15 protein-coding genes and 1 pseudogene are annotated in these 16,399 nt (G+C 33.3%); 12 read left to right on the plus strand and 4 right to left on the minus strand.

Features of this window, described 5'->3' with window-relative positions; genetic code table 11:
* From DW114_RS21855 to DW114_RS19875, 4 genes and pseudogenes are all read left to right on the plus strand, one after another.
* Nucleotides 1–343, plus strand: a pseudogene (locus DW114_RS21855) (transketolase); the annotation flags it as partial.
* Entirely contained in the window at nucleotides 336–1,268 is a 933-nt protein-coding gene (locus DW114_RS19865) for a transketolase family protein (RefSeq protein WP_117455944.1), read from the plus strand. The pseudogene DW114_RS21855 and the gene DW114_RS19865, both read left to right, overlap by 8 nt.
* The gene (locus DW114_RS19870; protein ID WP_117455946.1) at nucleotides 1,256–2,071 is read left to right on the plus strand and encodes an HAD family hydrolase; all 816 of its coding nucleotides are present in this window, start codon (nucleotides 1,256–1,258) and stop codon (nucleotides 2,069–2,071) included. The genes DW114_RS19865 and DW114_RS19870 overlap by 13 nt, the downstream gene beginning before the upstream one ends.
* Nucleotides 2,072–2,157: 86 nt before the next feature.
* The gene (locus DW114_RS19875) at nucleotides 2,158–2,682 is read left to right on the plus strand and encodes a hypothetical protein (RefSeq protein WP_117455948.1); all 525 of its coding nucleotides are present in this window, start codon (nucleotides 2,158–2,160) and stop codon (nucleotides 2,680–2,682) included.
* A gap of 491 nt (nucleotides 2,683–3,173) precedes the next feature.
* Here the strand turns inward: DW114_RS19875 and DW114_RS19880 are convergent, their stop codons facing one another.
* Nucleotides 3,174–3,950 (minus strand): MurR/RpiR family transcriptional regulator, encoded by a 777-nt coding sequence (locus DW114_RS19880; RefSeq protein ID WP_158552367.1) that lies wholly within the window; start codon nucleotides 3,948–3,950, stop codon nucleotides 3,174–3,176.
* Between the two features lie 135 nt (nucleotides 3,951–4,085).
* Here DW114_RS19880 and DW114_RS19885 point away from each other — a divergent pair, with 135 nt between their 5' ends.
* Together DW114_RS19885 and DW114_RS19890 are read left to right on the plus strand one after the other, a co-directional pair.
* Complete coding sequence (locus DW114_RS19885; protein ID WP_117455951.1) at nucleotides 4,086–5,510, plus strand: PTS transporter subunit EIIC; 1,425 nt, start codon at nucleotides 4,086–4,088, stop codon at nucleotides 5,508–5,510.
* 1 nt (nucleotide 5,511) lies between these two features.
* Complete coding sequence (locus DW114_RS19890; protein WP_117455953.1) at nucleotides 5,512–6,978, plus strand: sulfatase; 1,467 nt, start codon at nucleotides 5,512–5,514, stop codon at nucleotides 6,976–6,978.
* 255 nt (nucleotides 6,979–7,233) lie between these two features.
* Here DW114_RS19890 and DW114_RS19895 read toward each other — a convergent pair whose 3' ends face one another.
* A complete protein-coding gene (locus DW114_RS19895; RefSeq protein WP_117455955.1) occupies nucleotides 7,234–7,806 on the minus strand; it encodes a hypothetical protein in 573 nt (190 codons plus the stop codon).
* Between the two features lie 298 nt (nucleotides 7,807–8,104).
* On the opposite strand from DW114_RS19895, the gene DW114_RS19900 reads away from it, so the two are divergent.
* The 5 genes from DW114_RS19900 to DW114_RS19920 all read left to right on the plus strand — a co-directional run bounded on the left by DW114_RS19900 (nucleotide 8,105) and on the right by DW114_RS19920 (nucleotide 12,872).
* Nucleotides 8,105–8,818, plus strand: a complete 714-nt coding sequence (locus DW114_RS19900) for a MurR/RpiR family transcriptional regulator (RefSeq protein WP_117455957.1) — start codon at nucleotides 8,105–8,107, stop codon at nucleotides 8,816–8,818.
* Nucleotides 8,811–9,527: a MurR/RpiR family transcriptional regulator gene (locus DW114_RS19905; RefSeq protein ID WP_158552368.1), complete on the plus strand. Its 717-nt coding sequence runs from the start codon at nucleotides 8,811–8,813 to the stop codon at nucleotides 9,525–9,527. The genes DW114_RS19900 and DW114_RS19905 overlap by 8 nt, the downstream gene beginning before the upstream one ends.
* Nucleotides 9,528–9,735: 208 nt before the next feature.
* The gene (locus tag DW114_RS19910; protein ID WP_117455961.1) at nucleotides 9,736–11,259 is read left to right on the plus strand and encodes a PTS transporter subunit EIIC; all 1,524 of its coding nucleotides are present in this window, start codon (nucleotides 9,736–9,738) and stop codon (nucleotides 11,257–11,259) included.
* 13 nt (nucleotides 11,260–11,272) lie between these two features.
* Nucleotides 11,273–12,616, plus strand: a complete 1,344-nt coding sequence (locus DW114_RS19915; RefSeq protein ID WP_117455963.1) for a 6-phospho-alpha-glucosidase — start codon at nucleotides 11,273–11,275, stop codon at nucleotides 12,614–12,616.
* A 1-nt stretch (nucleotide 12,617) separates the two neighbouring features.
* Nucleotides 12,618–12,872, plus strand: a complete 255-nt coding sequence (locus DW114_RS19920; protein ID WP_147322659.1) for a hypothetical protein — start codon at nucleotides 12,618–12,620, stop codon at nucleotides 12,870–12,872.
* Between the two features lie 44 nt (nucleotides 12,873–12,916).
* Here the strand turns inward: DW114_RS19920 and DW114_RS19925 are convergent, their stop codons facing one another.
* A complete protein-coding gene (locus DW114_RS19925) occupies nucleotides 12,917–13,534 on the minus strand; it encodes a class I SAM-dependent methyltransferase (protein WP_117455968.1) in 618 nt (205 codons plus the stop codon).
* A gap of 265 nt (nucleotides 13,535–13,799) precedes the next feature.
* Between DW114_RS19925 and DW114_RS19930 the strand changes: the two genes are divergently transcribed.
* A complete protein-coding gene (locus DW114_RS19930) occupies nucleotides 13,800–15,239 on the plus strand; it encodes an ATP-binding protein (RefSeq protein ID WP_117455969.1) in 1,440 nt (479 codons plus the stop codon).
* Nucleotides 15,240–15,315: 76 nt separating this feature from the next.
* Here the strand turns inward: DW114_RS19930 and uxuA are convergent.
* Nucleotides 15,316–16,399: mannonate dehydratase (uxuA, locus tag DW114_RS19935; protein WP_317286376.1), on the minus strand; the 1,084-nt coding region annotated here is incomplete at its 5' end.

Raw genomic sequence — 16,399 nt, forward strand, 5'->3', positions numbered from 1 at the left:
CGCTCATTATCGTTTGAATAATCTATGTGCGATCGTAGATTTCAACTCTTTACAAATCGATGGAAACATTCGTGATGTCATGAATCCTACACCAATTGATGAAAAATTCAAAGCATTTGGATGGAACGTCATCAATATCAAAGGACATGATTATGAAGATATCCGTTTCGCATTTGATGAAGCGAAGAAAGAAAAGGAAAAACCAACGATGATCCTAGCACATACGATCAAAGGAAAAGGTGTATCCTTTATGGAAAACAACGCCGCATGGCATGGACGTGCACCAAATGCAGAACAATGTGCACAGGCAGTAAGAGAATTGGAAGGTGAAGGCAATGAGTAAAGTAGCGACAAGCACAGCATATGGAAAAGCACTGGCTGAACTGATCGTAGAACGTGATGATGTGATCGTACTAGATGCCGACCTGACCAAATCAACGAAGACATGTGATGCGAAAAAAGCAAGACCAGAACATCACTTCAATATGGGAATCGCAGAAGGCAATATGATGGGAGTCGCTGCAGGATTAGCCGCAAGTGGAAAAGTTGTCTATGCATCCAGCTTTGCGATGTTTGCGGCAGGAAGAGCCTATGAACAGGTAAGAAACAGTATTGCATATCCTAAGTTAAACGTAAAAGTATGTGCAACCCATGCTGGTATTACGGTAGGCGAAGATGGCGCAAGTCATCAAAGTGTAGAAGATATCGCATTGATGCGTGCAATGCCAAACATGAAAGTATTCAATCCATGTGATGCCAGACAGGCAGAGATGATTGTCAAAGCAGTCGCAGATATAGAAGGACCATGTTATGTAAGACTTGGTCGAGGCAATGTGGAAGATGTATACAGTGATGATACAGCATTCACATATGGCAAAGGTAATGTACTAAGAAAAGGCAAAAAAGTCGCAATCGTAGCCACAGGTATGATGGTACAGGAAGCCTTAAGTGCATATGAAACATTAAAAGCTGAAGGCAAAGAAGTGACGGTCGTAGATATGCCATGTATCAAACCAATCGATGAAGAACTAATCAAAGAGCTGGCAAAAGAACATGAAGTGATCGTCAGCTGTGAAGAACACAGTGTGATCGGTGGTTTAGGCAGTGCGATAGCGGAAGTATTGGTAAAAAATGAACCAGTGAAAATGGTGATGATTGGTATGCAGGACTGCTTTGGAGAAAGTGGAACACCAGATGCCTTATTAGAAAAATACGAGTTAAATGCAGATTCTATCGTTAAGAAGGTAGAAAATGTATGGAACGATTAGAAAATATTAAGTTAATCGTAGCCGATCTGGATGGAACATTATTAGATGAAAACAAACAGATCGATTCCGATATGCCCTCTCTTTTACCAGCCATGAGGGAGCAGGGCATAGCTTTTACATTTGGTTCTGGCCGTAATATGCATATTATGCAGGACTATGTGTCACAATTGCAGGTGGACATACCGTATATCACTAATAACGGGGCCAATATGTTTGAAGGAAGAAGATGTATCTATGAATGCAGTATGTCTTCTTCCGACCTGCTGTTAGCTTTAACTTTGTTGAAACAACGGGGTATCCCATTCCTTGCATACTCCAACTTTGCGGTATATCCTGTTGGATCACACCCAGGCTTGACAAAATTCATGGAACGCCTAAAAGGCAAAAGTGATATTATTGAAACGAAAACCATTCATGAAATTATTGAACATTCTATATTTAAAGTTGTCATTATCCATGACGATGAAAGCTTGATGAAACAGGTCATGGATGAAATCAACAATAACTGTAAAGAAGCGCATTGTGTACGTTCTGAAGGTGATATCTATACACTTACCCATATTGATGCATCCAAAGGAAATACACTAAAGAAGCTGATGGAACTGATGAAAGTAAGCAGTGATCAGGTATTGGTATTTGGGGATAATTATAATGATACCAGTATGTTTGACGTGGTGAAATACAGTGTTGCGATGGGAAACTCTACCAAAGAAATTCAGGATAAAGCAACCCATGTAACAAAAAGCAATGAGGAACAAGGAGTATCCTGGTTCATTAAAAACTATGTGTTAGAAAAGCTCTAGTGGACATGCTAGAGCTTTTTGTTGTATAGAATAGAGGAATGTCTGCAAGCGTGTTACAATAAAGTTGAAAAAGAGAGGTGGATTCCATGAAAACTAAAGAACGATATTGGATTGTTTTGGCGATAATAATTTTACTAGGTTTTTATGCATTATTTACATCTTATCAAACAAGCAATAAAATGACGATAGAGGAATTAAACGAAAAATACCAATTGAGTTTTGATCATATTAGAGAAGATCAGATTCAAAAAGAAAAAGATTCGTTATTATCCTTCACATACCATTATAAAATCACAGATACAATCCATGGATATTACTGTCAGTTTTACATTGATAAGGATGTTTCCAAGATATCAAAAGATGCTCAAATACTGGATCAGAAAGATATGAAAATAGAAGGTATTGATATAAAACTCATAAAGTATATGTTTAGCCCTGATTCACCCGAAGAAGCAATTGAAGAAAAAACGCCTACAGATATTGTTTATCACTTTACAAAAGAGGGTACGGTGTTCAGCGGGTTCATTCAAAATAGTAATCCAGAATCGACATGGATTACTAAACAAGAAATAAATGATGTGAAAGATATCCTTTTGCGATTCATAAAATAATCATTTATATAATGCTTATATAGTGTTATAATAACCTTTAAAGAAAGGTGACTATCATATGATAAAAAATTATTTGAAATTTTTGTATGTATTATTGGCTTGTTATTATATATTGTATATGATTTATGCTTTATATAAAGTCATTGTTGGAGAAATAGGAAGCATATTTACTTTTCAAGGGTATATCCTTCCTGCTTTTAATCAAGAAAATATCATCAAGTTTTGCTTCATTTGAAAAAATGCCATCATTCATGATTTGAACAAAGACATATCATAATGTATACCTGTTATAAAAGGCTGAGATTACATTAATACCTACTAGACATGCTATTTTACTAAGTGAATCGATACAGAGTGTACTATGTATTATGACATTCCATTAATCATGTTTTTACTTCACTTATGTAAGAAGTCAAGATTTCATTAGCAATATTTAATTAAATATTGTTTTATTGAAAATACTTTTTAAACTTTATTCTATAGAATGGATTTTATTTTAATTCATCCGATTTACTATTCAAATTTTTATGCAATAAATACTCAGTAAGAGATAAATCCAGATAATTTAATAACATACTAAAGAAACCAAAGTAAAAATAATGGGGATATAACCAATTTTCTGAATCAGTTAAAGTGAAAGACATATTTGAATGGTTAGTTAACCAATTGGTTGGTGTTGAAACAAAGGAGATTAATGATGGATGATTTAATTCACATGTAATTACTGCGTTTTTTAAATCATCATTATTGCCACTATGAGAAAATATTAATAATAAATCATCTGATGAAATAAACTCAAAAGCCTTATTATTAACAGTTGTTCGATTAGTGGTTAAAGCTGTGGCGACGATTCCGTGTTTTAGAAGAATTTCACTAAGCGTATTTACTAGATGCGACTGCTGTGTTCCAGTCCCTAAAATATAGATACGCTTTGCTTTTAAAATTTCAGAAAAAAGTTCCTCTTGCTTAATTGTTGCAGAATCTAAAAATGAAGTTAATAAACTGGCCAGGGTTTTTGTATCAACTTGTTCGTTTTCTTTTGGCTTTTTTGACCAATTGACTTTATGCTTCATTTCTGTGAATCCACTAAAACCTAACTTTTGCGCAAAACGAGATATAGTTGATTTCGAAGTGAAAACTTTTTGTGCTAATTCAGTAGTAGACAAAGTAGGTATTTCTGAACTATGGTTGATGAGATAATTGCTAATCATTTTTTCTGTATCGTTAAGTTGTGAATATTTAGCAACAATAATGTCTTTGACTATCAAAATAGATCCTCCTCTCAAAAACATGAAACGTGTTTCAGCTTCTCGTATCAGTAGTGCAAACACCACTATATACTTGTATAATAACATACGAAGAGCGCTTTTTAAACAAATAAAACAAACAGAGGAGTATAACAAATGAAAACAAATGAAAATTTTGAAAGGGAACTACTACAACTTGTTGGTGGTTCAGAAAATGTAATTAGTGCAACACATTGTATGACACGTTTACGACTTAGACTAAAGGATGAAAACAAAGCAAAAACAGATGACATAAAAAAAATGAAAGGCGTTATAAATGTTCTGATCAGCAATGGTCAATATCAAATAGTGATTGGAACGCACGTTACAGAAGTCTATAGTGTTTTTGATACTCTACTTAAAGAATCAAAAGGTGGGGAAGAAAAACAGTCAAATTCGTCAGAAGAGGAAGTACAGAAGAATAAAAATATTTTTGCGATATTATTAGATGTTATTTCAAGTGTTTTTACACCGACATTGGGATTATTAGCGGGATCTGGTATTATCAAAGGGTTGGCATCTTTATTAGCAGTTACTAACGTAATTCAAAAAACTGATGGCGCGTTTATATTATTGCAAAATATTGGTAATACTTTCTTCTATTTCTTCCCTGTTGTTCTGGGATATACGGCAGCAAAGAAGTTTAAGCTTACTCCTTTAATGGGAATTGTGATCGGAGCATGTCTAGTAAATCCAGCATTTATTAACATATTAAGCAATAGTGAGCCGTTGTATACTTTATTTGATGGTTCTGTTATTGCTTCGCCAGTATATTTTTCGCTATTAGGTATTCCAGTTTTATTGATGAATTATTCGCAAACGGTGATTCCTATAATTTTTGCAGTTTTTTTAGCCGCAAAATTAGAGAAAAAATTGAAAGTTATAGTACCAAAAGTGTTACAAATGTTTGCAGTACCTATGCTAACCTTATTAATAACTATGGTTATTACATTCCTATTTGTTGGTCCCGTAATAACATGGATTAGCTCTCTTATTAGTGTTTTTATCAAGGCTAGTTATGATTTAAATCCTATTGTCGCTGGAATTTTACTGGGAGGTTTGTGGCAAGTATTTGTAATGTTTGGTGTACATTGGGGATTAACACCAATTGGATTAAATAATTTTAGTATTTTTGGATTTGATCCAATTATGTGTTTAATGTATGGAACACCTTTTGCTACAGCTGGTTCTGTTTTAGGTGTACTTGTAAAGACTAAGGATCCAGAATTAAAAGCATTATCATTACCTGCGGCACTTACGTGTTTTATCGGTGTAACAGAACCAGCTATTTATGGAATCACACTACCACGAAAAAGACCATTTATTGCTGGGCTAGTTGGTGGCGCGATTGGAGGTGGAATTTTAGGTGCTTTTGGTTCTAAAATTTATACTCCATTAGCTGGAGGAATATTTGCTATACCAAATTTCATTGCGGAAACAGGAATTGATGCAGGATTTTATGGGGCAATTATCGCGGTGACGATTGCTTTTCTTACAGCTTTTATTGGAACAGTGATATTCTATAAAGAGGAGATTCAATAGCATGAAGGCCATTATGTTGATGTTTGATACATTGATTAAAGATATGTTACCAAACTATGGCAATGAATGGGTTTATGCACCAAACTTTAAACGCCTAAATGAAAAGTTTCATACATTCGATAACTTTTATTGTGGAAGTTTACCTTGTGTTCCGGCGAGAAGAGATTTACATACAGGAAAATATAACTTTTTACATAGGAATTGGGGACCTTTGGAACCATTTGATTTCTCAGTAATTAAAGAATTAAAAGAGCAAGGCATTAGTACTCATTTAATAACTGATCACTGGCATTATGGTGAAATGGGCGGTTTTGGTTATCATAATCAATTCTCCACATGGGAGTTGATAAGAGGTCCAGAAGGAGATCCTTTAGAACCGATTTTTGGCAATCGACCATCAATCAGCCAACATAACTTAAATCAGCAAGGAACACTGGTTGTTCAGCATGCATATAATCGTCAAAAATTAATTGGTGAAGATACCATGCCAATCACACAGGTTTTTAATAAAGCATTATCCTTTTTAGATAAATATCACGGCTATGATCAATGGTTTTTGCAAGTTGAATGTTTTTCACCACATGAGCCTTTTATCGCTATGGATAATTATCGAAAACTGTATACAGATACTACAGATGAAGATATTTTAAATTGGCCTGTTTATCAGCAAGTGTCTACTTTAATAAGTGATAAACAAGATTTTGTCACTATACAAAAAGAATATGCAGCTTTACTTTCTATGTGTGATGATTATCTTGGCAAATTCTTAGATAAACTAGAAGATTTACAGTTATGGGATGATACCTTAATAATAGTAAATACTGATCATGGATTTATGCTAGGTGAACATAATTGGCTTGGAAAGAATGTAGGACCTCAATATGAAGAGATTGCTCATACTCCTTTTTTCCTTCATCTGCCAAAAGTAGAACCTAGAAGGATTCCACAGCTCACGCAAACCATTGATATCCCTGCTACTCTTTTAGATTTCTTTTCATTACCAATGACAGTTGAAATGTGTGGAAAATCATTAATACAAGTGATTGAGAAGAAAATAGACATTCATGAATCTATTCTTTATGGAATTCATGGAGGACATGTTAATTATGTCCGTTTACCTTATGTCTTTATGAAAGGCTCTGCCAATAAAGAAAATCAACCATTAGAAACATATACATTGCTGCCATTAAAGGGTAATTGTGGATTTGAAAAAGCAGAATTAGAAGAGGCTGAACTAGTTTATGATGTTCCTTTTGCTAACGGTTTTCCAATTTTAAAAATTCCGAAAAAAAATCATTATGATTCTTTTACTCAAGGTGATTTAATTTTTGATTTAAGCAAAGATCGTCAGCAGCTACATCCGATATCTAACGAACAGCTGCAAGAGAAATTATCGCAAGAATTAATCATGAAGTTAAAAGAAAATGATGCACCAGACAGTCTTTATGAAAGGCTATTTGGTAAGTAAAATGAAAGATTAGGATTGCTTTCTTTTAGATAAATAGAATCAGATTTTAAAAATATATTGGGGAATCAAGATATAGCCTGATCGTGTAAATTCAGAATAAACTGAGTTTACACTTTTTTATAGAGGCAATGATTATTCTCGTCACTTTCTCGTCATGCTCGCCAAAGTGGTGACGAGCATGACGAGAAAGAATGGTAACATAGCCTCTAAGGCTTGTAATGAAGTGAAAAATATCAATTTTTTTCTTTTGAGAAACTACTTTATTTCCATGAACTGTATTTCAAAATAATCTAGCATTTTGTCAAACATCTCTTCACTAGTAAACATATGATGTTCATCTTCAACAATGATCGTATATAATATACCATCTAATCGAAAATCGAAGAAATATTGAGGAAGTTGGTCTTCAGGATAATCGATATCATAATATACATCAATATTTTCTATAGTTTTTTTGTTGTTATATCCCAGATCTTTTAGTGATGCAGCTTCTCTTGAAAACTGCACAGTAGGATCATTCGCATTTTCTTCATGAACAATATGGAATGTACAGGACTGGTCCCTTGATGTAATTGGTACGATAATCACTAAATCTTGATATTCAGATATATGAATTTTTTTGTCGTTCACAATGTATTCTAATGGATCGTAAAAATCATAGAATTCGATATGTTCAACTGATTTGTATTCATCTAATGAATAGTAAAGATTGACCATTGAATCTTTTCCATAAAAATGGCCTCCATTAAAAGCATATAGTAAAAAAATTCCGATGAAAATAGCGATGATGATAATGGTTAGAAATACTTTTTTCTTGTTCTTTTTCATTTTATGTTACCAGCCTTTTTATTAGGGAAATATCACCTATATTATTCTATTATCATTTATTTATGGATAATGATTTTAAAAACCTTCTAATTAAATTATATAATGGAAAAAGAATTAAGCAATCAGGTTCCCATATTCATGGTCGTAAATGACTGTTTTGGGATAGCATGTATTTATATATAACGATTAAATTATTAATTTAAGATATAAAAGCTTGAAACTAAGGAAGTTGAATTATATCAAATATGATATAATATTACTGCTTTTGTTGTAAAAATATACCTGGGAGGTTTATACGATGAAGCTTACAGATATAGAAAAAGATATTATGCATTGTCTGAACATGAAAATCGCAGATCATCAAAAAGTTACGCTGGCACAGATCGCGGAAGAATGTCATGTAGCAAAGAGTACAGTGGTAAAATTTTCTAAGAAGTTAGGCTATAGTGGCTTTGTGGAAATGTATTATCAATTAAGTGATCGTCAAAAGAAAAAGGCATTTTCAGAAATTACATTAGCAGATACGTTGGTGGAACGTGATTTAAATGAATGCATTGATGAATTGGTAGATATATTATATCGGTTTAAAAACTGTAAAAATTTTGTAAATTCCTATGGAAGAGATGATATGCTCAGCGCATATATTGCCAGAAAACTAATGATGTTCGATTTGTTTGCGCCATCGACTTATGATTTCGCAATGGTGAAGAATTTATATCTTTCCAAAGGTGTTGCTTTATTTCCTGATTTAAGAAAGACACATCCATTTGAAGGAAAAGATATCATGAAACTGGCAAAACAAGAAGGCTATTATATCGTGGCGTTTTCGGATACTGAATTGACGTGGGCAAAAAAATATGTAGATTATTTTGTGAAAATTAAAGTCACAGAATATAAGAGTGCAGATTTCTTTGAAGCAAAAATCATCATGTTGATGGAAATGGTATTAAGTGAGTATTCACGAACATATTATTTCGATAAAGCGAATGATGAGGTACAGAAAAATGGATGAAATGAATTTTACTAAGACCGAAAACAGAATATATGAGGAAATTTTAAAGAACGTGAAACAGCATAAGAAAAAAACAGTGGCACAGATAGCGGAAAAGGTGGATGTGGCACCCTCCTATGTTATCAAGGTCGCCAAAAAGCTGGGATATTCTGGTCTAAATGAAATGTGGTACAGTTTATCAGGAATATATACCGATTCAGTATCTGTTTCATTAGATGATTTTGATTTAATGGAAAAGAATCTATTGGATGTGCATGTACAGATATTATGCGATATGCTCATTAATTATCGTAACGAACGTATTATCGTAAACTCTATTGGAGATAGTGATTATGTGGGAACATACCTCTTAGATAAATTATGGCACCGTGGATTTAATGCCATGCCATATAAAAGCCAGCTATTGGACCAGGCAAGGTGCTTAAAACCAGGAATGTTGATTGCCATTAACGAAAGTGGTGTGGTATTGCTGGAACAATGTCTAAAAGCACGAAAGCATAATTATAACATTGTATCCATTACATCAAATCGTAATTCCCCACTTGCCTGTAACTCCCATTTAACAATTGAATTAAGAAATAAAAAATCTAATTTTTATAATTATAATCCTAATTTTTTTACCGCCTATGTATTAATATTTATAGAAATATTGTTTGCACGATATGATGAAGAAATAGAGAAATATTATAAAGAAAATGAAGAAATGTGATGCTGAATATTATTTATTTAGCATTTTTTTTTGAAAAAAACCATAAATTGGTAAATTTTACGCACTTATAAGTTGAATTGATTTATCAATCAGTGAATAAGTTCACGCTTTGAGAGAAAGTATTGTAAACAAATTTCTAAACCGTATAATGGAGATGTCTTAAGAAAGCATGCGTCTTAAAGAAGTATTTGAAAGGAGAACGTATTACATGAAAACGAAAATTTCTGAATTGTCGTCTGTATTCTCAAAAGCGATCATTCAGCCTGTTATGTTCCTGTCAGTTACAGGACTATTATTAACTATTGGTGTTATCCTGAAAATGGATGTAATGCCAGCTTTTATCGCAAATATTGGTAACTTTGTCTATAACCTGATGATGAATGGGGGCATCAATCAATTATCTATTATCTTCTGTGTAGGAATTGCAACAGCTCTTGCGAAACATAAAAAAACAGATGCCGCAATCGTTGCAGTATCTGCCTTCATGATTTTCATTTACGCAAATAATGCATGGCTGTCTTCCAATGGACTGCTGGTTGAATCTGAATCATTGACTGGAACCGGTCAGGCAATGGTACTGGGTGTTCAGTGTATTGATATGGGAGTTTTTCTGGGTATTATCCTTGGTTGTTTAACAGGATATATCTTTAACAAATTTGGAGATAAAGAATTCCCAGATGTTGTAAGAATTTATGGTGGTTCAAGACTTGCTTATATCATTTCAATTTTCGCAACTGCCATTCTTGCAATCGTTATGTGTTATGTATGGCCACTTGTAAATGATGCAATTTCCTCTTGTCTGGTATTCATCAATAAAGCAGGACCAGCTGGATTATTCACTTATGGATTCTTAAATCGTTTCTTAATTCCTACAGGATTACATCACTTAATCTATATGCCATTCCTACTTACACCAGTTGGTGGTACTGCAGAAATTGCCGGTCAGGCAGTTAGTGGATGCTACCCTATTCTGATGGCAGAAATGGGAAATCTTGGAAGTTTAACAGCACTAGATCCTTCTGTGAAATATATGATGTATGGATTCTCTAAAATCTTTGGATGCATTGGTATTACCATGGCATTTATCAAAACCGCAAAACCCGAGAAAAAAGTTGCCACAAGAAGCTTATTGTTGCCATTATTGTTTGTCGCAGTTGTTGCTGGTGTAACGGAACCACTTGATTTCATGTTTCTGTTTGCATCACCATTATTGTGGTTAGTACATTCTGTATTGGATGGTTTGTTCCAGGTAATTATCTTCTTATTAGGCGCGCGTCTACAATTGATGAGTGGTATCTTAAATGCAATCCCTATGATTATCGCCATACCAGCAAATCTGTCAAAATGGTATATTACCTTTGGCGTAGGTATTGTTTCCATCTTTGTATGGTATTTCATCTTTGTATTCCTGATTAAAAAACTGAACCTAAAAACCCCAGGACGTGAAGATGATGTAGAAGAAATAAATGAACAAACAGCAGTTGAACAAGTAGAAAATATCAGTTGTATTATTGAAGGATTAGGTGGAGAAGATAACATAAAATCTATCTCTAATTGTTATACAAGATTACGTGTAGAAGTAAAAGATATTGAAAAAGTAAACGAAACAAAAATTAATGAGTATAAAAATCAGGGCATTGTGATCAAAGGTAATAATGTTCAGATTATCATTGGCATGAAAGTACAAAAAGTCTGTGAGCATGTGAAACAAGTATTACAGATTGTAGAATAAGGAGGAATAAAAAATGAAAGCATCATATGCAATATCCATTGTAGGAGGAGGTTCTCGTTATACACCGGGAATCCTAAGAATGCTGGTTGCGGAAAAAGGCCGCTTCCCATTAAGAAAAATCACATTATATGATAATGAGGCAGAACGCCAGGATAAGGTAGGCGCTTATGGAAAAATTCTATTTCAAGAATACTATCCAGAATGTGAAATTATTGTGACAAATGATGCCAAAACGGCATTTGAAGATATCAATTTTGCGTTCATGCAGATACGTGCAGGACGAATGAAAATGAGAGAAATGGATGAAAAAATCGCATTACGTCATGGCTGTTTAGGACAAGAAACATGTGGAGCCGGAGGCTTTGCTTATGGTATGAGAAGCATCCCAGCAGTATGTGATATCATCAAAGATATTCGTAAATATTCACCAGAAGCATGGGTATTAAATTATTCTAATCCAGCAGCGATTGTCGCAGAAGCAACAAAACGAATCTTCAAAGATGATTTCCGTATCATTAATATTTGTGATATGCCAATTGGTATCATGGGATTCTATGCAAAAGCTTTAGGAAAACGTCCAGATGAAATTGAACCACGTTATTTTGGTTTAAATCATTTTGGCTGGTTTACTCAGATTTTAGATAAAAAAACAGGCGAAGATTATTTGCCAAGATTACATGAATTCTTTAAGACACCAATGGCAGCTGTAGGTGATTTACATCCTACAGATAAAAGCTGGATGGATACATTCAAATTTATGAGTAAAATGATTCAGGATTATGAGGATTACTTACCAAATACCTATTTACAATATTACCTGTATCCAAAGCACATTGTAGAACATGAAGATTCTAATTATACACGTGCAAATGAAGTTATGGATGGACCAGAAAAGAAAACATTCGCGATGTTAGATGAAGTAATCGCAGAAGGTAAATTAAAAGGCACCAAATATGAGCCAAAACCAGATGAATTGGCTGATGGACATGCTGGTTATATCGTGGACTTGGCAACAGCTATCGCAAATAATACTGGAGATGTATTCTTATGTATGACAGAAAATACAGGTATTATTTCAAACTTAACAGAAGGTATGATGGTAGAAGTTCCATGTCATGTAGGTATTAATGGTGTAGAACCTTTAAATATCGGTGAAATCCCAACATTCCAGAAAGGGCTGTTAGAAAATCAATTCGCATATGAAAAATTAACGGTAGATGCATGCCTTGAAGGAAGCTATAAGAAAGCATGGAATGCACTAACATTAAATCGTTGTGTCAATGATACTGATGTTGCGAAAGCAATCCTTGACGATTATATTGAAGTAAATAAAGAATATTGGCCTGAATTGAAGTAGTATGGAAAAGAGTATAGGAATGTTGTTTCAGCAATTGAAACAGGGGATGCTGAATATATCTTCAGCATCACTTAAAACACAGGCGTTACTGGCATTGTGTCTGTTGATTGGCTATTTTTCACCATTAGCAGGAATTATAATCGCAGGTATTCTAACGATGAGAAAAGCGGATAAACGTTATACTTGTTTCCTTCTGCTTGGTGGTGTTCTTGCGTTATTCTTGTTTGTATTGAACTATTGCTTCGCATATTTATAAGAAAAAATCCCAAATCGGGATTTTTTTGCATATCATTGAAGCGATTATTGTTTGAATATTAGTACACCTGAACAGAAACTGATTTGTTGATACTCCATATTAGGAAAATCAGCTTTGAATTGATCAATAATCGGATATACTTCATCTTGATCCCATAGATTGCCACTTTCCTTTTTACATTTTTCCAATTCATTTTGTGTTTGAAAAGCAACATCACCAATCAATACGGCTCCATTTTTTGTGAGAAGTTGTAATAACTTTTGAATAAAAGCGACTTGTTGTGGATGATCTAAATGATGGATTGCATATGTGCAAATTATAAAATCGAATGTTTCATTTATGATACTATCAGGAAGCCCTTTTGTAAAATCATATTGTATCAATGCAGCATTTGGCATTTTTGATTTCGCTATTTCAATCATTTTTTCAGAGAAATCAATGCCATAAATATCACAGCCATCATCATATAATTTTTTAGATAATATCCCTGTGCCAAAGCCTATATCTAATATTTTATTCCCATTACCTTTTTTGATGATTTGATAGATGGTACCTAATACATCTTTATAGCCAGCGAAGGGATATTCGTTTGCTTCTTCACTAAGATTCACACTTTTATCGTAAGCGTTTGCCCATAGATTAAATCCATCACTTTTTAACATAGCACTTACCTCCATATTATTATAGTTTTCATTATAGCATAAAAAAGTGAAATAGAGGAAGATAGCATTCCAGGCACTTGTTTATTATTATATAAATTTGATTTTTAGTAGAATATTCAAACTTTGTTTAAAAATTAAATTTGTTGCCAAAATAAATGAATTTTATTGCTTTTTTAAAATATAAGTTGTCAAAAATATGGGAAAGTGTTGACAAAGTGTTGCTATATTGTTAAAATTTTATAAAAATATGAAAGTGGTGATATGTATGCAAGCAGAAGAATTGAAAATAATGGTTGAAGAAATTAAGCGACAAAAAACAGAAAAGCAATGTGTAGAATTAAAAGCAGCGCATCAGGGTTGTCCTACAAGATTATTTGATACGTTATCATCTTTTTCCAATCAGGATGACGGAGGAATCATTATTTTTGGAATTGATGAAAGCAAAGGATATGATATAGTGGGAGTATATGATGTACAAGACTTACAAAAAAAAGTAACAGAACAATGTAAACAAATGGAACCTAGAGTTCTTGCTTTATTCACAGTGTGTGAAATTAACGATAAGCTTGTTGTATCTGCAGAAATTCCAGGGGTAGATATATCAGAAAGACCTGTATTTTATAAAGGTGTTGGGAGAATTAAGGGATCTTATGTCCGTATTGGCGATTCAGATGAATTGATGAATGAATACGAGATATATAGTTATGAGGCTTTTAGAAAAAGAATTAAAGATGATATACGACTTGTAGAAGATGCTAAAATTAAGTACTTTGATCAAGAACAATTGGATAAGTATCTTTATTCAGTAAAAAAAGAGCGAAAGAATTTCTCAAATAATGTTTCTGATGAAGAAATTTTAGAATTAATGGGAGTGTTTAATGATGGCGTTCCTACTTTAGCTGGAACAATGGTTTTTTCTAAATATCCACAAGCCTATTTTCCACAATTATGTATTACTGCGGTTGTTGTACCAGGGACTGAAATAGGAGAAATAGGTGAAGACGGTGAACGTTTTATTGATAATGAAAGAATCACAGGGTCAATTCCTGAAATGTTAGATTTGGCTGTCGATTTTGTTCGTAGAAATAGTCGTACTAAAACTGTTGTTGATGAAAATGGGGTAAGAAAAGATAAAAAAGAGTATCCTATTATTGCTGTTCGTGAAGCTATATTGAATGCATTAATACATCGAGATTATAGTATACACACTGAAAATGTGCCTATCCGTTTGGAAATGTATCGGGACCGCATGGAAATTGTAAATAGTGGAGGATTGTATGGTAAGATATCAATTGATTCTCTAGGTAAGGTACGGCCTGAAACAAGAAACCCAGTATTAGCAAATATTCTTGAATTACTAAATATAACAGAAAATAGGTATTCTGGTATTCCAACAATACGTAAAGAGTTTGAAAAAGCTGGATTACCAGCGCCTATTTTTTCTGTAAAACACGGCGAATTTAAAGTGGTGTTTAAGAATAATATATATAAAAATGAGATGTTTCATAAAACGGGGAATATGCAAGAGGATATCATTAGCTTTTGCATGATTCCTCGATCACGAAAAGAATTAATTGAGTTTACAGGAATGAGTAGATATTATACAATGACTTTTATTATACAGCCACTTTTAGAGAGTGGTAAATTAAAGCAAACCCTTCCAGAAAAACCTAAAAGCTCAAAACAGCGGTATGTTAAAGCTTAAATTATAAGATGTAATCTCAATGGTTTATGTTGATTATATGTAAAATGAAGACTATTTTAAGGTAGTCTTCATTTTCTTAATATAATTCTTTTTTTGCTGCTTCAAATAAACCATTTAGATAAGCAGCACCTAAGGCACGGTCGTATAGACCATAACCAGGATTACCAGATTCGTTCCAAATCATTCTGCCATGATCTGGTCGAACATATCCTTTAAATTTATTTTTCACTAATATTTTAATAAGCATATACATATCAATATCCCCAGAAGAACTAAGATGCGCACATTCAGTAAAACTGCCATCATTTCCTAAAAGTTTAATGTTCCTTAAATGGGCAAAATGAATCCTGCCTTCGTGTGAAAAAGTTTCAGTAATTTTATAAATATCATTATGTCTACCTGCAGTGAGAGAACCAGTACAAAGAGTCATACCGTTATGTAAGTCAGGTATTGCCTTAAATAAACGCTTAAAATCATCCATAGTAGACATAATGCGAGGTAATTGAAAAATGTCAAGGGGAGGATCGTCTGGATGAATTGCCATATTTATATCACATTCCTTACATACAGGAATAACTCTATCTAAAAAGTAAATTAAATTATTGAATAATGTATCATGTGTAATGTTACTATATGATTCTAGTAGATCATGTAGTTGTTCTTGTGTATAACTTTCATCCCATCCAGGTAGATGAAGATTATTTTTATCAAGTTCTATATAATCAGAATACAAAAATGCTAATGATGTACTTCCATCCTTATTTTTATAATTTAGCGTTGTTCGAAGCCAGTCGAATACAGGCATGAAATTATAGCAAATACATTTGATACCATATTTAGAGAGTGTGCGTATATTCTTGCAATAGATATCAATATAATGATCACGGTCAGATGCTCCTAATTTTATATTTTCATGAACGGGTAAGGATTCTATAACTTCCAATGCTAAATTGTATTTTTTCAATTCTTTTTGTATAGATTCTACTTTATCCACAGGCCATAGTTCACCAACTGGAACATCATAAATTGCAGTTACAACACCTGTCATATTAGGTATTTGTCTTATTTGTGATAATTTGATAGGATCATTAAAACCATACCAGCGAAATAAACTGTACCCTGTAAAACGGACACTAGAAAAAAACCAATTGCTAGTACCT

The organism is Absiella sp. AM09-50 (genome assembly GCF_003433845.1).
GTDB classification, from domain to species: domain Bacteria; phylum Bacillota_I; class Bacilli_A; order Erysipelotrichales; family Erysipelotrichaceae; genus Hoskinsella; species Hoskinsella hominis.